General features: G+C 62.9%; 8 protein-coding genes and 1 pseudogene. 3 read left to right on the top strand and 6 right to left on the bottom strand.

All coding sequences use genetic code 11. The annotated features are described in order from the left end of the window. Nucleotides 1-131 precede the first annotated feature (131 nt). The 3 genes from R6258_RS05730 to R6258_RS05740 form a co-directional block, all read right to left on the bottom strand. Complete coding sequence (locus R6258_RS05730; protein WP_318448492.1) at nt 132-8,624, bottom strand: GH36-type glycosyl hydrolase domain-containing protein; 8,493 nt, start codon at nt 8,622-8,624, stop codon at nt 132-134. Nucleotides 8,625-9,195: 571 nt separating this feature from the next. Further along, on the bottom strand, nt 9,196-9,915 hold the full coding sequence (locus R6258_RS05735; RefSeq protein ID WP_318448494.1) for a Crp/Fnr family transcriptional regulator: 720 nt from the start codon (nt 9,913-9,915) through the stop codon (nt 9,196-9,198). A gap of 134 nt (nt 9,916-10,049) precedes the next feature. Then, nucleotides 10,050-10,220 carry a hypothetical protein gene (locus R6258_RS05740; protein ID WP_318448772.1) on the bottom strand — a complete coding sequence of 57 codons (171 nt, stop codon included), beginning with the start codon at nt 10,218-10,220 and terminating at the stop codon, nt 10,050-10,052. A 64-nt stretch (nt 10,221-10,284) separates the two neighbouring features. Here R6258_RS05740 and R6258_RS05745 point away from each other — a divergent pair. The 3 genes and pseudogenes from R6258_RS05745 to R6258_RS05755 all read left to right on the top strand — a co-directional run bounded on the left by R6258_RS05745 (nt 10,285) and on the right by R6258_RS05755 (nt 14,039). Continuing rightward, nucleotides 10,285-11,093 (top strand): annotated as a pseudogene (locus R6258_RS05745) (histone deacetylase). Nucleotides 11,094-11,796: 703 nt separating this feature from the next. Beyond that, the gene (locus R6258_RS05750; RefSeq protein WP_318448496.1) at nt 11,797-12,969 is read left to right on the top strand and encodes a zinc-binding dehydrogenase; all 1,173 of its coding nucleotides are present in this window, start codon (nt 11,797-11,799) and stop codon (nt 12,967-12,969) included. Next, entirely contained in the window at nt 12,966-14,039 is a 1,074-nt protein-coding gene (locus R6258_RS05755) for a proline racemase family protein (protein WP_318448498.1), read from the top strand. Before R6258_RS05750 ends, R6258_RS05755 begins: the two co-directional genes overlap by 4 nt. Nucleotides 14,040-14,067: 28 nt before the next feature. On the opposite strand, the gene R6258_RS05760 is transcribed toward R6258_RS05755, so the two are convergent. From R6258_RS05760 to R6258_RS05770, 3 genes are read right to left on the bottom strand one after another with little or no spacing between them, the layout of a single operon-like run. Next, the gene (locus tag R6258_RS05760) at nt 14,068-15,054 is read right to left on the bottom strand and encodes a YbhN family protein (RefSeq protein ID WP_318448500.1); all 987 of its coding nucleotides are present in this window, start codon (nt 15,052-15,054) and stop codon (nt 14,068-14,070) included. Beyond that, complete coding sequence (locus R6258_RS05765; protein WP_318448502.1) at nt 15,051-15,824, bottom strand: polysaccharide deacetylase family protein; 774 nt, start codon at nt 15,822-15,824, stop codon at nt 15,051-15,053. Before R6258_RS05765 ends, R6258_RS05760 begins: the two co-directional genes overlap by 4 nt. Continuing rightward, the gene (locus R6258_RS05770) at nt 15,817-16,935 is read right to left on the bottom strand and encodes a glycosyltransferase family 1 protein (protein WP_318448504.1); all 1,119 of its coding nucleotides are present in this window, start codon (nt 16,933-16,935) and stop codon (nt 15,817-15,819) included. Before R6258_RS05770 ends, R6258_RS05765 begins: the two co-directional genes overlap by 8 nt. Nucleotides 16,936-17,029 lie beyond the last annotated feature (94 nt).

Here is a 17,029-nt window from a genome sequence, read left to right on the forward strand (position 1 = left end):
ATAAACAATAGGCCTCTAAGGTTAGTGCTCGTGAGCGGGGCTGTGCATTCAGCTGGGCAGATTTATAGCCGCAATCTGCATGTAATGGAGCATTGCTGACCACGCTGTTTGTTTGATGTGAAACGAGGCACTTACGGACTCGACTGCTTTATCACCGAAGATTGGTTGGTGGACATCGCAAGAACCAGATGGTGTCGAGCGCCATCGAGCGGCACACGGATTTTGCCCGCATCGCAGGCTATTGCTTCTCCGTCCAGGTGGGCTTGCGAAGTGACGAGGTGCCGCTTGAAAGAGTGGGCAACCTGGATGGTGTAATGGGACGAGGCCACTGAAATGGTCGCTTCGAAGCCCGGCCAGGCGGCGGGTAGGCACGGGGCGATGATCAGGAAGGCGCCCTCGCGACGGATGCCAAGAATGCCTTCGAGCCCCGCCCGATACATCCAGCCAGCGGACCCCGTGTACCAGGTCCAGCCGCCTCGCCCGGCATGTGGGACAACGGAGTACACATCGGCAGCCACGACATAGGGCTCGACTTTATAACGTTCTGCCTCTTCCAGAGTGCGGGCGTGGTTGATGGGGTTGAGTAGCGAGAACAGCTCGGCGGCTTTGTCGCCATCGCCCAGCTGCGCATAGGCCAGGATGGCCCACATCGAAGCATGACTGTACTGGCCGCCGTTTTCCCGCAGCCCGGGAGGGTAGCCGCAGATATAGCCGGGGTCACGCGCGGGCTGGTCGAAGGGGGGCCAGAACAGCAGGGCCAGCCCTGGGGCCTTGCGGATCAATTCACGCTCCAGCGAGCGCATGGCGGTTGCGGCCCGCTGTGGATTTGCCGCACCGGAGAGTACCGCCCAGGATTGGGCAATCGAGTCGATACGACACTCATCGCTTTCCTGGGTACCGAGCCAGCTACCGTCGTCATAAGTCGCCCGCCGATACCACTGGCCGTCCCAGGCGTGTTGTTCAAGCGACTCACGCAGCGAGACCGCGTGGGCCCGCCAGCGGTTGGCGCGGGCATCTTCGCCGCTGCGTTGTTCGGCGAAGGGCAGGAACAGGTCGAGGGTGCGTACCAGCAGCCAGCCCAGCCACACGCTTTCCCCCTTGCCTGCTTCGCCGACCCGGTTCATGCCATCGTTCCAGTCGCCACCGCCGATCAATGGCAGGCCGTGCTCGCCCGTCAACGTCAGGCATTGGTCGAGGCCGCGCGCGCAATGCTCGTATAGCGAGGCGGCCTCGTCAGCGATCATGGGCTGGAAAAAGGCATCGTGCTCATCGTTGCCGAGCAACGCGCCTTCCAGAAATTTCACCGACTCGTCCAGCACGGCGGCGTCGCCCGAGGTCGCAATGTAGAGGGCGCTGGCATAGGCCAGCCAGACCCGGTCGTCGGAAATGCGGGTGCGCACGCCCTGGCCGGAATGGGGCAGCCACCAGTGCTGCACATCACCTTCGGCGAACTGACGCGAAGCGGCACGCAGCAGGTGGTGTCGGGTCATCTCGGGGTTGGCGAAGGTCAGAGCCATGCCATCCTGTAGCTGATCGCGGAAACCATAGGCGCCGCTGGCCTGGTAGAAGGCGGAACGCGCAGTGATCCGGCAGGCCAGGGTCTGGTAGAGCAGCCAACCGTTGAGCATGATGTCCATTGCGCGGTCTGGGGTAGTGACCTGCACTGCACCCAGTTGCTTCTGCCAGTAGGCCGTGACCGCGGCGAGCTCGGCGTCGAGATCGGCCTGGCGATAGAGGGCGATGAGCGCTCTAGCCTCATCGTTGGAATGGCATTGACCGATGAATGAGACGATCTCGATCGTCTCCCCCGGTGCCAGCTCGACGGTACACTGCAGGGCCGTGCAAGGATCCCATCCGGCGCCTGTGGCTCCGGAAAGGGGCGTGCGACCGGCAAGCCCCGCGGGGGAAGCATGACTACCGCCATGGCCGAGGAATTCACTGCGATCTGCCGTCCAGGCCGTTTGCAGGCCGCCCAGGTCGATGAACGCGACGCGTCCGGGAAAGGCCATGTTCCAAGGGTTGCTTACCAGCATCGCCCCACAGGTTTCATCCATGTGCGAGATGATGAATGGGCCGGATGCGCTTCGTGACAGACCCAGTGACCACTCCACATAGGCGGTGACGGACAGCCGACGCGGCCGGTCCGAGCGATTCTCGAGGATCAGACGCGAGATTCGGATGGGATCGTCGAGCGGCACGAAATGCACCAGCTCGAGGGCGATGCCGTGAGCTTCGTGCTCGAAGCGGCTATAGCCGAAACCGTGCCGGGCCACGTAGCGCTCCTCGTCACGAACCGGTAATGCCGTCGCCGTCCACACCGCCAGGCTCTCTTCGTCGCGCACGTAGATCGCGTCGCCGCAGGGGTCCATCACGGGGTCGTTCGACCAGGGAGTGAGCGGGTTTTCGCGGCTGTTGTCGGCCCATAGGTAGCCGGAGCCCTCCGCCGAGATCTGGAAACCGAACCCGGTGTTGGCGATCACGTTGAGCCACGGGGCCGGGGTGGAGCGACCGGCCTCAAGTATCGTCACGTATTCTTTCCCTTGCTTGTCGAAGCCCCCCAGGCCATTGAAGAACTCGAGCGCCGGCGGGACCTCAATGCCTCGTGCTTGTGTCACCGCCCCGCGCAGCCTGGTCTCCTTTGAAATCGATTCAGGGGGTGGATAACGAAGCGCGGGCGGTATCAGCGCGAGTTGATCTGCAATCGGCCCGCGGTGCGCCATCAGCGCCACCCTAGCCACGGATTGCAGCAAAAGGCGCGCGTCGAGGCCCATCAGATCGCCACGCAGGACGATGACCGAGCCTTGAGCATGCCCCTCGTGGATGCGTGGCCGCGACTGGCTGCTGTGCACCGCGGTCTCGATGGCCTGCTGGAGGTCCTGTACATAGGAGGAGGCGCGCTCGTTGACGATCACCAGATCGACGCCGAGACGCTTCATGCGCCAGTATTCATGGGCGCGCAGCAGCTGGCGCACCTGGGCCAGGTCATCGGTCGAATCGATGCGCAGCAACACGATCGGCAGATCGCCGGAAATGGCGTGCGGCCAAAGTGCCGATTGCGGACCCGCACCGCGCGCAATGGCCTGACGCGAGGCCCTGAAACGCGGGTCGGCATACAGGATTGGGGCGGCCAGGCGCTGAAAGTCCGCCGCTTCCTCGGGTGTGACGCTCAAGTGGCGAAGCTGAACTTGCGCCTGGGTCCAGGCCAGTGTCTTGGCCCGCTCAAAGGCGCTGCGATCGTGATGCTTGTCGATCAGGTCCAGCAGCGCCTCGCGCGATGCCGCCACGACGGTCCAGAAAGCGACACGGGCGATCTTTCCGGGGGCGACCTCGAGACGATGGCGCAGCGAAAAGACCGGATCGAGCACCGTACCGGTGGTGTTCGTCAGCCGCTGTTCCCCGCTCAGGGCAGCGGCCGTGGTCACCGTGCGCCCCCGGCCGATGAAACGGGCGCGATCGGTCTCGTATTGCGGCTTACTCAAGACTTCGCCTTCTACCACGGCAAAGTGGGCCGCCCAGGTCTCTGCTTCGTCCGGCCCACGCCGACGACGGGTGGCGATCAGTGCGTTTAATTCCTCAAGGTACTCGGTGACCACGAACAGTTTCGCGAAGGCGGGGTGGGCATTGTCGGTAGCCGGCGTGGTCAGCACCAGTTCCGAATAGGAGGTCACGTCAATATGACGCGCCCGCCGCCCGCTGTTGGTCAACGACACGCGCCGCACCTCACCGTCATCCTCGCCCGAGACAAGCACATCGAGGTGGGTGGTCAGGTCGCCATGCCGGTGCGTGAAGCGGGCATAGTCTTCGGCAAAGAGCACCTCGTGGCTGCCTTTCTCAGCCTCCGTTCCCTTGCCGGGCATGGGGCCACTGGCCGACCAGACGCCGGTCGTGTCTCTATCGCGCAGGAAGATGAAGCTGCCCAGGTGATCCCGGGTCGCGTCTTCCTGCCAGCGGCTGATGGCTATATGCCGCCAGCGGCTATACCCCGCCCCGGTCGCCGTCAACATGACCGAGTAGCGTCCGTTCGACAGCAGATGGGTAACGGGTACCCCTACCTCCGTTGCCGCGATACGGCGAATCGCATGGCTGTCGTTGAGCGCCTCGCTTGGTGCCGACTTAACTTCCTCGGCGCGGGGATGGGCTATGGCTACGTCGCGCGGGATGCGTTCTTGCAATAACAGTTCGCTGGCCTGGATGATCGGTTCACGATGGAAACGTTCGCGCATCCGTCCGTCATGCAGAGTATTGGCAATGGCGACGATATTCATGCCCTGATGGTGAGCCATGAAGCTACGTACGATGATGACTTCTTCATCCGCAGGGACTCGCGAGCGGGTGAAGTCGAGCGCCTCGTAGAATCCATAGCGACCCAGCGCCCCCAAATCGGCGAGTCGGGTGAAGTTGCGACGCGCACCGAGGGGATCGATCATCGTCGCCAGACCGGTCGCATAGGGGGCCACCACCAGGTCAGCGGAGAGACCGCGCTTCAACCCCAGGCCGGGTACGCCGAAGTTGGAATACTGATAGGTGAATTCTCTATCGCGGGCGTTGTAGGCGGATTCTGAGATGCCCCAAGGAACCCCCAACGAAGCCGCATACGCTACCTGGCGCTTGACCACCAGGCGATTGCTCTGCTCGAGAAGACTACCCGCGGGAGCGCGCATCACCAGCGACGGCATTAGATATTCGAACATCGAGCCCGACCAAGAGATCAGTGCCGAGCCGTGCTCCAACGGTGTGGCCGTACGTCCAAGTCGGAACCAGTGACGCGTCGGGACATCGCCCTTGGCAATCGCCAACAGGCTGGCCAAGCGCGCTTCGGAGGCGAGCAGGTCATAGCAATTTCCGTCGAGCGTGTTGTCGTCCAAGGAATAACCGATCGATAGTAACTGGCGTTCGGGGACGAGCAGGAAGGCAAAATCCATTTCCAGCGCCATGCCTCGCGCGGTGTCGGCGATCTGCCTGAAGCGGACCAGTAGTCGCTCTCTAGGCCCGCTTCTGGCGATGTGTTTTCGGTCTCGGCAATGTTCGGCGACCGATTGGCGCAAGGCCCCCACCCAGAACAGCAACTCCTCAACCCAGTCACCTTCGACACTTCGCAGGGCTTTATGGGTCATCGCCGTGGTGTGATCACTGAGTTTTTGCAGTGCCGGCAACCACGTCGCGAACAGGGGGTCTCCCTGCAAGTGCGCTTCGATCTCGTCCAGGCTGGCCTCGATCGGTGCGATATCCGCGCCATGAGCCGTTGGTGTCGCTTGGAGGACCTCGCGCACCAGGTCCAGGTTATCTGCGATACCCGGGCGAGGATCGGGCAACAGTTCGCTTTTCGACCAGGTTTCACAGGCATTGGCGATAACCAGTAGATGACCCGCGAGGTTGCCGCTATCGACCGAGGAGACGTACCTTGGATCCAAGGGACGAAGATCCTGGGTGCCATACCAGTTGAAAAAATGCCCACGATAACGTGGGAGGGTCTGCATGACCCTCAGCGTGGCTTCAAGACGCTCGGCGCCATTCAGCGCACCCAGCCAACCAAAGTCGCGCGCGGCCAGCACCGACAAGAGATAAAGGCCCATGTTGGTGGGGGAGGTACGTCGAGCTATGACAGGTTGGGGCGCTTCCTGGAAATTATCCGGCGGCAGCCAGTTGTCTCGAGCGGTGACGAATGTTTCGAAGAAGCGCCAGGTACGCCGCGCGATCAGACGCAGTTCCTGTGCCTCGGCTTTCGGTAGCGGGTATTCTGGCGCGAGACTACCTGGCCGGCTGACCCACGCGGCGATTGCCGGCGCAGCCGACCAGAGCAGCAACATGAGCAGCGCTATGGGCCAGGCCTGAGGTGCCTGGCTCACGACACCCAGTGACACTACTAGCGCCAGTACGGTCCCCGGCGCCATGCTGCGATAAAAGCCTGTTAGCGTCAGTCTCGGCCGTCCCGTCGACTGTGCGGCCGTCGTCCACTCGAGCAGGTGGCGGCGGGTGACCAACACACGAACCAGGGTCCTGACGATGGCATCCAGCATCCGCCAGGTTTGGTCGGGCAGGAAGGCCACCCATAGCAGGGTCTGGGCTGAGGCCAGTTTCAGATCGGAAAGCCATTGGTGAAAATAGTGCCGCACATTGACGCCTGCTTGAGTCGGAATCAGCGACAGCAACAGCGGCAGTAGCGAGGGCGCGGCGATGACCGTGATGACGAACAGCGTGCCTGCCAGAGCCGCGGGCAGAGGTAACAACCAACTGACGGCGAGGCAGGCCAGCAGCAGCGGTGCCAGCAGCGAACGGCGCAAATTGTCCATCAGTTTCAAGCGCCCGGTCCAGGGCATCGCTTGCACGAAAATCCATGGCAGCAATTGCCAGTCGCCCCGTGTCCAGCGATGTTGGCGCTTGGCGGCGACATCGTAGCGGGACGGAAATTCCTCGATGACTTCGATATCCGAGGCCAGGCCGGCGCGGGCGAAGACACCCTCGAACAAGTCGTGGCTGAGTACGCTGTTCTCCGGCACGCGCCCGCTGAGCGAGGCTTCGAATGCATCGATATGGTAGATGCCCTTGCCGGCAAAGGAGCCCTCGCCGAGAAGATCCTGGTACAGATCCGATATGGCCGCGGCATAGGGATCGATGCCGCCGGGTGCGGAGAAAAGGCGTTGATGGATCGAACCCTGGCGGCCCAGCGGTAGCGAGGGCGTTACCCGCGGCTGGAGAATGGCGTAGCCCTCCGTGACGCGCTGGCGGCTTTCATCGAACCTGGGTTGATTCAGAGGGTGCGCCATCTTGCCGATGAGCCGACTGGCCGCCCCGCGGGGCAGCCGGGTATCCGCATCCAGCGTGATGACATAACGCACATCTCTCGGCACAGCGGACTGGGCCAGGAACGTGGTGTCGTGGGCGCCGCGGAGCAAGCGGTTGAGTTCATGCAGCTTGCCGCGTTTGCGCTCCCAGCCCATCCAGCAATTCTCACCGTGATTGAACACCCGCCGACGGTGCAGCAAAAAAAAGCGCTCACGACCGTCATTGTCGCCATAGCGGCGGTTCAGTTGGGCGATTGCCGCGCTGGCAATCGCCAACAATGGGGCGTCCTCGGCAATATCCTCGTGCTGGGCATCGACTCCATCGGTGAGCAGGGCGTATACGATAGCGCCGCCACCGCTGGCCAGGTGATGAACCTCCAGCCGCTCGATCTGCTCGTGCAGGTCAGCCTCATTGGTCAGCAACGTCGGCACGGCGATCAGTGTGCGCAGGGTGGGTGGGACGCCTTCGGAGAGATCCAGGCTCGGCAGAGGCTGGGCACCGACGCTAAAAATGATCAGCCGATTGATCAGTAGCGTCGCCACTTCGGTGGCGGGGAGTAGCCCCAGCAGCCCCAGCAACCACAGCCACCCGAGGGGGGATTCTCCCGCGGACAGCGACCATAAAGTCACCGATGTCATCGTCAGCAACCCAGCGGTGGCTACCGCGATAAGGCCGACGTAGCCGCTCATGCCACCTGTCAGAAAGGCCTGCCGAAAGCGCTGGCGCAGCGAAGGTCGAAAGCCGATCGCTTGCTCGAGTGAAGGCCGCCCAGTGGCGATCAGAAAATAGCCGGGGTCGCCCACGCGTGCGGTCTCGACAGGGTCGTCAGCGTTTGCCATCGCCTCACGTGATGCGGCCAGGGCGTGGTCCACTACCGCCAGTTCTTCCCGCGCAGAGCCCCGGGCCAATTGCTCCACGGCACTGCGATAGCTATTGCGGGTAGGGAAATCCAGCCTCGTGAAGAGACCACTTTGGCCAAGCCGTGCATCGACCAGACTGACGCTCTCGAACAGCTCCGCCCAGTCAATGCTCGATACGAAGCGCATACTGGTAATGATGTTGCGAACGGTGACGTTGGCGGCGCCTTGACGCTGCTGGGCCTGCTGAATCACGTCATCGATGGAGCCGTCTTGGGCACTGACTTGCCCCTCCAGCCAGCCCACCATGGGGTTGGTTCGCGGATCTAGACCTCGCAAGCGCTTGGCCAACTGAGCGACGAAGGGCTCTGCCAATGGCGTCGTGCTGCGGGGCAACGCACTGGCATCCAGCGAGGATCGGTGCCCCTCCGGGAACAACCATCGAGTCGCAAGGGCGTCAGCCTCGTTGCGTGCAGCCTGTTCGCTAACGATCTGCTCGGCGAGTCGTCGCAGGTTCTCTACGAGTACTATTCGCAGGGTGATCGCCACCGCCCATAGTTCGCCGATGGTCAACGGTTGCACACGTTGATAGGCAGCAATGAAGCTGCGCAGATTATCGGGGTCGAGGTGGCTGTCGGTGTGGGCGACAAAGGCCCAGGCCATACCGAAGACGCGTGGGTAGCCGGCAAAAGGGCCATCGGCCAATTTCGGTAGCTGGCGATAATAACCGGGAGGCAGATCACTACGGATCTCGCGGATTTGGGCTTCGATGAGATGATAATTGTCGAGCAGCCAGGCGGCGGCGGGAACGATATCGCGCCCTTCGGCGACTTCTAAGGCACTTGCGCGATAAGCCCTCAGCAGAAGCTTGGCATTGTCATCGAGCCGCCTTGCCAGCGGCAACACTTTAGGCGGTTTGCCGGTGACACGCTGAGCCAGCGCAAGACTGCCGGCATGCTGTTCGAGCCGTTCGAAACTGAACAACTCTTCCCGCACCGGGGCCGTATCATGCCAGGGCGATGGCGAGGTGGAAGCCCGGCGTACAATACTAAAGAGAGAGGCCACGAGCGCTATCCTGGTCGATGCGCATTACCCACTGGGGTAAGCGATGTTTCGTAACCAGAATTATGCGAAATAACCGCGAATTTGTCGGTTCGCTAGCGCACACTGCTGCCCTTCTAGGGCAGGCGAGAAATAGGCGCTTAAGCGCGCTAGCGCACTGAACGCTCCGATAACTTAGGGCAACATTGTCTCGTCGCTGTCATGCATTTCGCGGATGGCGTCACTGAGGTCACCCCATGAAAAATTTCAGCGATCTGCCTCGCAGCACCGGAACTCCAAGGACCTTGCGCCTAGTCGCTGCGCGTCGACCCGAACATGAACCGGTCGTTTTCGGCACGCTCAAGTACCTGCACGTGCCCAGTCAAGCTAACTTGGGCGCGCCATTGCAAGCGGCTCGCGGGGACGATGAACTCATGAGCATGGAGCCCAGCCAAGTCTGAACGACCTGGCGGGCCTTGGCCCGCCATTTCCAAGGATAACGCCGCTTCCGGCATCAAGTGATCGTGTAATAGGGCATCAGACGATCGCTCTCCTTCTTGACCACGGCATAACATTCGCAGCTAAGCTGCTCGAGCCTGGGCCTGTCGAGCACCGTAATATGCCCGCGCCGGTATTCGATCACACCCAGCCTATGTAGTTTGCCAGCCGCCTCGGTGACCCCCTCGCGGCGCACCCCCAACATGTTGGCGATCAGTTCCTGGGTCATGTTCAATTGATTGCCTGGGAGTCGGTCCAGAGACAACAGCAGCCAGCGACACAACTGCTGATCGATCGAATGGTGGCGGTTGCATACCGCCGTTTGTGCCATCTGAGTGATCAGCGCCTGGGTATAGCGCAACAACAGGTGCAGCATTTCCCCGTGGCGATTGAATTCAGCCTTGAGCTGATTCACCGGTAATCGCAACGCCTGGCCGGCACTCTGTACGATCGCCCGGTTGGTGGTGCTTTCGCCGCCCATGAAGACGGCGATACCTACCAGACCTTCGTTACCCACCACCGCGATTTCCGCGGATGCCCCGTTCTCTGTTACGTAGAGCAGCGACACGATAGCGTCACTGGGGAAATAGACATGACTCAGCGCGCCACCCGCCTCGTGCAGTACCTGCCCCAAGGAAAGCTGTACCGGCTCCAGACGCGGTGATAACCGCTGCTTGACCTCGCTGGGTAGTGCCGCCAACAGGTGATTTTTCTCAAGAGAAAGGCTCTCGGTCATGCATCTTCTCCATCGGAAAGGACTTTCAAGCCGTAATGTTTCGTCTCTCTTCAATCTCATCGTAACGGACGCCAGGCCAATTCGCTTCGCGTAGCTGAGCCGTCGACTACCCTGAAGGTGAAGCAAAGTTCTTCTCAATCGCTTCCATGGAGGGTTTGCTCTTGATCGGTGAGCGCGATGTACTCGTTATCCACGATGACCGTATGCTGGCACATCGGCCCAACGCCGAGGAGCCTTTCCAACCCGGAAAACTCGATAGCCGAGTACGGGCGATTCTTGTAGGGCTTTTCGAAGGGCGTGATCAAGTGGAGTAATCCCGAACATCCTGGAAGGCTCCTGGCCATTACCGACTTATTGACGCGCGAACCCGTGCCCGGGGTTCGCTACGAAACAGCCAGGCCCGCCACCGAAGAACAGCTTGGCAGGGTACACACCACCTCTTACATCGAGAATATTTATGCTCTGCGCGGTAAGCAGGCATGGCTGGATGTCGATACCACTGCGGTTTCTCCAGGTAGTGTCGCTGCTGCCGAAGTGGCTGCGGGCTCGGCCATTGCTGCGGTCGAGGCGGTCGTGCCAACAGCGCTTTCGCTCTTTGCCATCCCCCGGGCCACCATGCGGATTCGGTACGTGCGCGAGGTTTCTGCCTGTTCAATAACATTGCGGTGGCCGCAGCCCACGCCCAAGCCGAGCTTGGCTGCGAGCGGGTATTGATCATTGACTGGGATGTTCACCATGGCAATGGAACCCAAGATATCTTCTGGGCCTCGCCAAATGTGCTGTTCTTCGATACCCATCGTGCAGCGCCCTTCTATCCGGGTTCCGGTAACAAGGAGGAAATCGGCGTGGGCTTGGGTGAGGGACTGACCGTTAACGTGCCCCTACCGGCCGGTTGCGGCGACCCTTCGCTGGTCAAGGCTTACCGCGAGATACTGGTCCCAGCAGTAGAGTGGTTCAGGCCAGACCTGATATTGGTCTCTGCGAGTTTCGACATGCACCGCCTGGATCTGTGCATGAATTTGAGCCATAGCGGCTTCGGCGCACTGACCGGCATCGTACAGGAACTAGCAGATAAACATTGTGATGGGCGTTTTAGCCATGGTGCTGGAGGGTGGCTACCATCTCGAATCACTGGCACGCGGAGTCCAGACCGTCCTGGAGGTCCTATCGGGTGCTGAGCCTCCCGAGATCGAGGAGCCAGGCATTAGCGAGGTGGCTAGCTTGGTCGATTTTCATCGTGACGCGTTTCGATGAACCGACATGCAGCCTATAACAAGCTATGCCGGGAAAGCTCTCTGCTGGCTTATCGAACGCTTAGCAGTGTAAGCGACAAGAATGGGCCACTGTCGACTGTCTGGCCAAATAGTAACTGAATTGACCCGACTCGACGGGCGTCCGTTCACAGCCGAATGCAGTCAACCAGGTTGATGGGGCTATCGAGGCATAACCGCCGGCTGAGACTTGGCCCCCGCCGCCTTACAGGCAGCGCATGATCAGGCCGTAAATGATCTGCTTTAGAGATCGATACATAGTGTACCTGGTTGCTGATTGGTTGCTGACTGCCCGTACCCAGAGTAACAGGTGTGAGAAGTGGAGGAGAATAACTCCTTGTTTTATTTAGAAGGTCGCATTGCAGGCGCGATCCTTAAATTAGCAAAATTGCACTCATAATCTCTTGGTCGCAGGTTCGAGTCCTGCTGGGCCCACCATTTCCTTTTCCTTCCTAAATCAGTAGTTTACCGCCGTATTAATCCTGCCTTTCCTCGATGTTTTCATTAGCCTTGGGGACACATGGCGCGATATGAGCCCTTCCCCTCGGTTGACCCCTACAACTTTGATATCGTCTCGCAAGATTAACGGACAACGCGAGGAGGCAGCCTAATGGTGGCCGATATTCGTTCGGAGAACACGCCCCCGACCATGGCGGCCATGCTGCTGACCGGGCATGGCGGCATCGATAAGCTGGTCTACCATCGGGACGTGCCCACCCCCACGCCCGCGCATGGCGAGGTGCTGGTGCAGGTCACGGCGACGGCGAAGAACAACACCGACCGCAAGGCGCGCGAGGGCCTTTATCCGACCCGGGAAGAAGGCGACGTGACCTCGTTCCAGATCGGCGGCTCGCCCACGCTGAGTTTCCCGCGCATCCAGGGCGCCGATGTTGTCGGGCGCGTGGTCGCGGTGGGCGACGGCGTGAAGTCGGAACGCGTCGGCCAGCGCGGCTTGTTGGACTTCAATCTCTATGCCGACACTCGTCGCGACATCAACCTGGTCCCCGATTACTACGGCCATGGCGCCGATGGAGGCTTCGCCGAATACATCGCCGTGCCGGCGGATCAGTTTCACACGGTGGACAACCCCGAGCTGGCCGATGCCGAGCTGGCGGCTATGGGCATGTGTTCCTACCAGACCGCGCTGCACATGCTCAACGCCGCCGGCGTCAAAGCCGGCGAGCGCGTGCTGGTCACCGGCGCCAGCGGCGGCGTGGGCACGGCGCTGATTCAATTGTGTCGCGTCATGGGGGCGATACCCTATGCGTTGAGCCAGCAGGACAAGGCGCCGGCCCTGCGTGAACTCGGCGCCGAGGCGGTGCTGGATCGCTCGACCATGCAGGACTTCACCGACCGGGTGCGCGCCGTGACCGACGACCAGCCCATCGACGCGGTGATGGACCTGGTCGGGGGCGAGATGACCCACCGCTTCATCGAGGCCATGACCTTCGATATGTCGCGCCGCGAGAGCTACCCGCGGCTCTCCATTGCCGGTGCCAGTGGCGGCAACGTCAGCGAAGTGCTGTGGACGCGCATCTACTTGTATCAGGTGCAGATCTTCGGCGTTTCCCACGGCACCCGCGAGGAGGCCGAACAACTGGTGGCCTGGATACGTGGCGGTGATTTGCAGCCGGTACTGCACGCGGCGTTCAAGCTCTCCGAGCTCCACGAAGCCGAGAACTACTTCGTCGATCGCAGCAGCAACTATTTGGGCAAGATCGTGATCGTGCCCGACGCGCAGTGGCAGACACATGGCGCGCGCTTCGCCTTGAGGAAGAAATGACCGTTATCGAGAGAGACCCGGTAAGGCAAGAACTCAGCGTACAATTGATCGACACCCATGCCGGTGGCGATGTCAGCCGGATCGTGGTCGGCGGTATCGACCCGCTGCCCGGTGTCACCATCAGACAGCAAATGGAATACCTGCGTGACGATGCCGATGGCCTGCGCAAGCTGCTGCTGCACGAACCGTACGGTACGCCCGAGATGTCGGTGAACCTGCTCGCTCCCGCCACCGACCCCGAGGCGCAGATGGGCTACATCATCATGGAGGTGATGGGCTACCCGATCTATTCCGGCTCCAATACGATCTGCACCGCCACGGCGCTACTGGAAAGCGGCATGATCGAGAAGCAGGAGGGCCGCCAGCGCTTCATCCTCGAGTCGCCGGCGGGCTTGGTGCACATCGAATCGCACGTGGAAAACGGCGTGGTGGAGGCCATCACCTGCGAAGGCCTGCCCACCTATATCGATACCTATCGAGCGAGTATCCATGTCCCATCGATTGGCGATGTGACCTACAGCGTCGCCTATAGCGGCGGCTTCTATGCCTTGGTGGATGCCGCCGATCTGGGCTTTGTGCTGTCCCGGGAGGAAGAGCGGCGCCTGGCACAGTGCGCCCACGCCATCGTGGAGGCCATTCAGGCCAATAGCGGGTTCTCCCACTACACGCTGGGTGACGTGGGACCACTGCCATTCTTGCACTTCATGGGACCCGTCGAGCACGTGGCCGATGGCTTCTATCGCTCACGCTCGGCCACCTACGTGCATGAACACGTGATCTGCCGCAGCACCACCGGCACCGGCACCTCGGCACGCCTGGCCCTGATGCATTACGAGGGCACCATCCGACCGGGCGATAAGCTGGAAACCGTCTCTTTGCGTGACTCGGGTTTCATCGGCGAAGTCACTGGCGTCCGCCAGCAGGACGGGCATCAGGTGGTGGAAAACACCATCACCGGCAAGGGGCACGTGCTGGCACGCTCGGATGTCGTCGTCAACTGCGATGACCCCATGGTGGAGTGCGACGGTCTGCATCACATCCTCACCAGTGGTCACCGCAAGGTGGAATGAGGCGCTTACAGTCGTTCGCTTCACTTGGTCACGACGCGCGCACGGCTTGCCGCCGCGTCTTCTTGCGCCACAGCAGCCAGAAGGCCGGTGCGCCGATCAGCAAGTGGAAATGGTAGGTGGCGAAGCGCCAGACGATAATCGCGGCGGCGGTGCGGTGGCTGCCGACCAATGGCGTCAGCAGGGCCGCGACGGTGAGTTCGGTGCTGCCCGCTCCGCCCGGCAAGACGCTTATGTGGCCGGCGGCCATGGCGAGCATCTGGATCAGGAACGTCCAGGCCCAGTCGATCTGCCCCTGCAGCCCGCGTACGGCCAGGTAGAGCACGCTGTAGCGCAGCAGCCAGTGCAGGGCGCACAGCGTAAATACCGCCAGCAGAGTCCGGCGCGGCAAGCGCAGCGTCTCGATCAGGGCTCGGCGGAAGTGCAGCAGCCGGCGCGCTACGCCGAGGCGTCGCTTGCGTGACAGCCCGAGCCGGGCCAACCAGGTGCCGGTGAGCCGCAGAGTCGGCTGGAAATGACGCAGCAGGCCGCCCAGCAGCAGGAAGAGAATCGCCAGGCCGCCGGCCAGACCGATCAGCCAGGTGATGTTGATGCCGGGGGCGCCCCCCAGCAGGTAGAGCGTCACCGCCAGCAGGGCGAGCAGGAAGAACAGCAGGTCGGCGAGTTGGTCGACGGCGAAGATGGCGCTGCCCTGGGCGGGCCGCACGCCGCGTCGCGCCAGCAGACCCAGCAGGACCAGCGGGCCGCCGCTTCCGCCCGGAGTGGCGCATATCGCGAACTCGGTGGCCAGCACAACGCCCAGCGCATCGCTCTGGGCAAGCCGGCCGGCGCGACCGGCCAACAGCAAGCGCAGGCGCAGGGCGTTGAGATTCGAGCAGATGAATACCAGGGCCAGCATCAGCACCAGTTGCCCGGCCGGGAATTGTAGCAGGGCACCGAACGATGCCCGGCCGCCGAGTGCCAGGGGAATGGCCAACGCGCTGATCAGTGCGGCGCCGAGCAACAATTGACGTTTCATGGGGCGTGAGCCCCCGGTGTCTGGCTCGCCACCCAGGCGCGCTTGGTGATCGGCCGGCGTCCCTCCTGGATCAATGCCGCAATCGTGTTCAGCCAGTAATCACGCACCCAAGGGTGGCGCATATCCACCGGGTGAATGCCCAGGCGCAGCAGATCGGCATTGCGCGCCTGGTGATGCTGCAGCGCGCAGACGACCCGCGAGGCGCCGCGTCGCCAGGCGCTGCGCGCGCTCCAGACTAGCCCGGGGGCCTCGAGCGGCAGCAGGTCGGGCAGGCTGTACAGTCGCCGGCGGTCGCTGGTGTAGACGAAGCTGCGTTGCACCAGGGCGCGCCGGGCGCCCGAGCCCATCAGCCACGCCGGGGCGACGAATCCCGGGACGGGCCAGCTTTGGCGATCGAAGAGCGCCGCGCCGCGATCCAGGCGCTGCCCCGCCTGGGCCTCGTCGAGGGCCTGGAATTCGCCTTCGCGGGTATAGACGCGGCGCATCAGCAGCTCGTAGGGAGTGCGTGGTGGCGGGGAGTCGTCGCAGTGGTGGTAGCCGTGCAGGGCGAGTTCGTCGCCGCGGGCCAGGCGTGCGTTCATGCGCTCGATGAACGCCGGGTCGGCGCTGCAGAGCCCTTGATGGTGGAAATCGGGGACCACCAGCCAGGTCAGCGGGATCGGGCCGAGATCCACGGCCAGGGCGTCGATAGCGTCGACGAACGGGGCATAGTCGGGCCAGGTCGCCGGCGCGACGTCGTGCAGCACCACGGCCAGCCGGCGCTCAGCCATGCCGTTGCCTGGGCGTGGCGGGGCACGCCCCGGTGAGCGAACGATAGTGGCCGAGCAGGCCGTTGATGGTGGCGCTCCAGGCGTGGTGACGCTCGACGTGGCGGCGCGCCCGGCGTCCCTGCAGGGGCGCGTCGTTGGCGAATAGCTCGTTCACCGCTCGGGCCATGTCCGGCGCCGAGTAGGGGTCGCACAGCTGGCCGCAGCCCAGCGGTACGTTCTCGATCAGCGCGCCGGCGCGGGCGGCGACGACCGGAATGCCGCTCGCCATGGCTTCCAGGGCGACCAGGCCGAAGGTTTCCTCGGTGCCGGCGTGCAGCAGGGCATCGCTGCTGGCCAGCCAGTCGGCGATCGTCTCGGCGGGCGTGTAGCGATCGATGACGGTGACGTTGTCGGGCACTCGGCGGGGCATCCCGGGGCCGATCAGCAGCAAATGGTAACCGGCATCGAGCCGACGGGCCGTTTCCAGCAGTACCGGCAGGTTCTTTTCCCGTGAGGCGCGCCCGACGAAGATCAGCAGCCGGGTCGTGTCGTCAAGGCCCAGCCGTTCGCGCGGCTCGGCGCTTCGCCGCCCGGGATGAAAGCGCACCAGATCGACGCCGAGCGGCTGCACCGCGACGTTGTCGAGCCCCAGCGCGGCGAGTCGCTCGGCCATCACCCGGCTCGGTGCCAGCACGCGCTGGCAGCGCCGGTAGAGATCGTGAACGTAGTCGTTCAGTCGCCGCCGTGCCCAATTCCCCAGGCGCTGACCGGCCAGCCGCGGCAGGTCGGAGTGATAGAAGCCGATCACCGGCACACCCAGTTCGCGCCCCGCGTCGAGCGCCGCCCAGGCGGTCACGTAGGGGTCGCCGGCCTCGATGAGATCCGGGGAAAGCTCGATCAAGGCGCGCCGCCAGGCGTCGCGCTGCAGGGGGAAACGATAGCCTTCACCGAACGGCAGGCGCGGCGCGGCCAGCACCTGACGAGTCCCGTGGCGCTCGGTGGTGGCGCCGGGTATCAGCAGGCTGGCGCGAACCCCGGGTCGCTGCGCCAGCAGTTGGTGCTTGGCATCGAGATAGGTGCGCACGCCGCCGCTGGACGGGGCGTGGAACATGGTGATGTCGGCGACGTGCAAGGCGCCTCCCGGGCGGAACGTGTCGCGTCAGGGTACGCCGCGAATGCGACAATTCGACGACAGCGCCGTCCCGCCCGGCCCGGGCTCGGCGTCG

It is taken from the genome of Halomonas sp. HP20-15, from assembly GCF_033446685.1.
Taxonomy (GTDB): domain Bacteria; phylum Pseudomonadota; class Gammaproteobacteria; order Pseudomonadales; family Halomonadaceae; genus Modicisalibacter.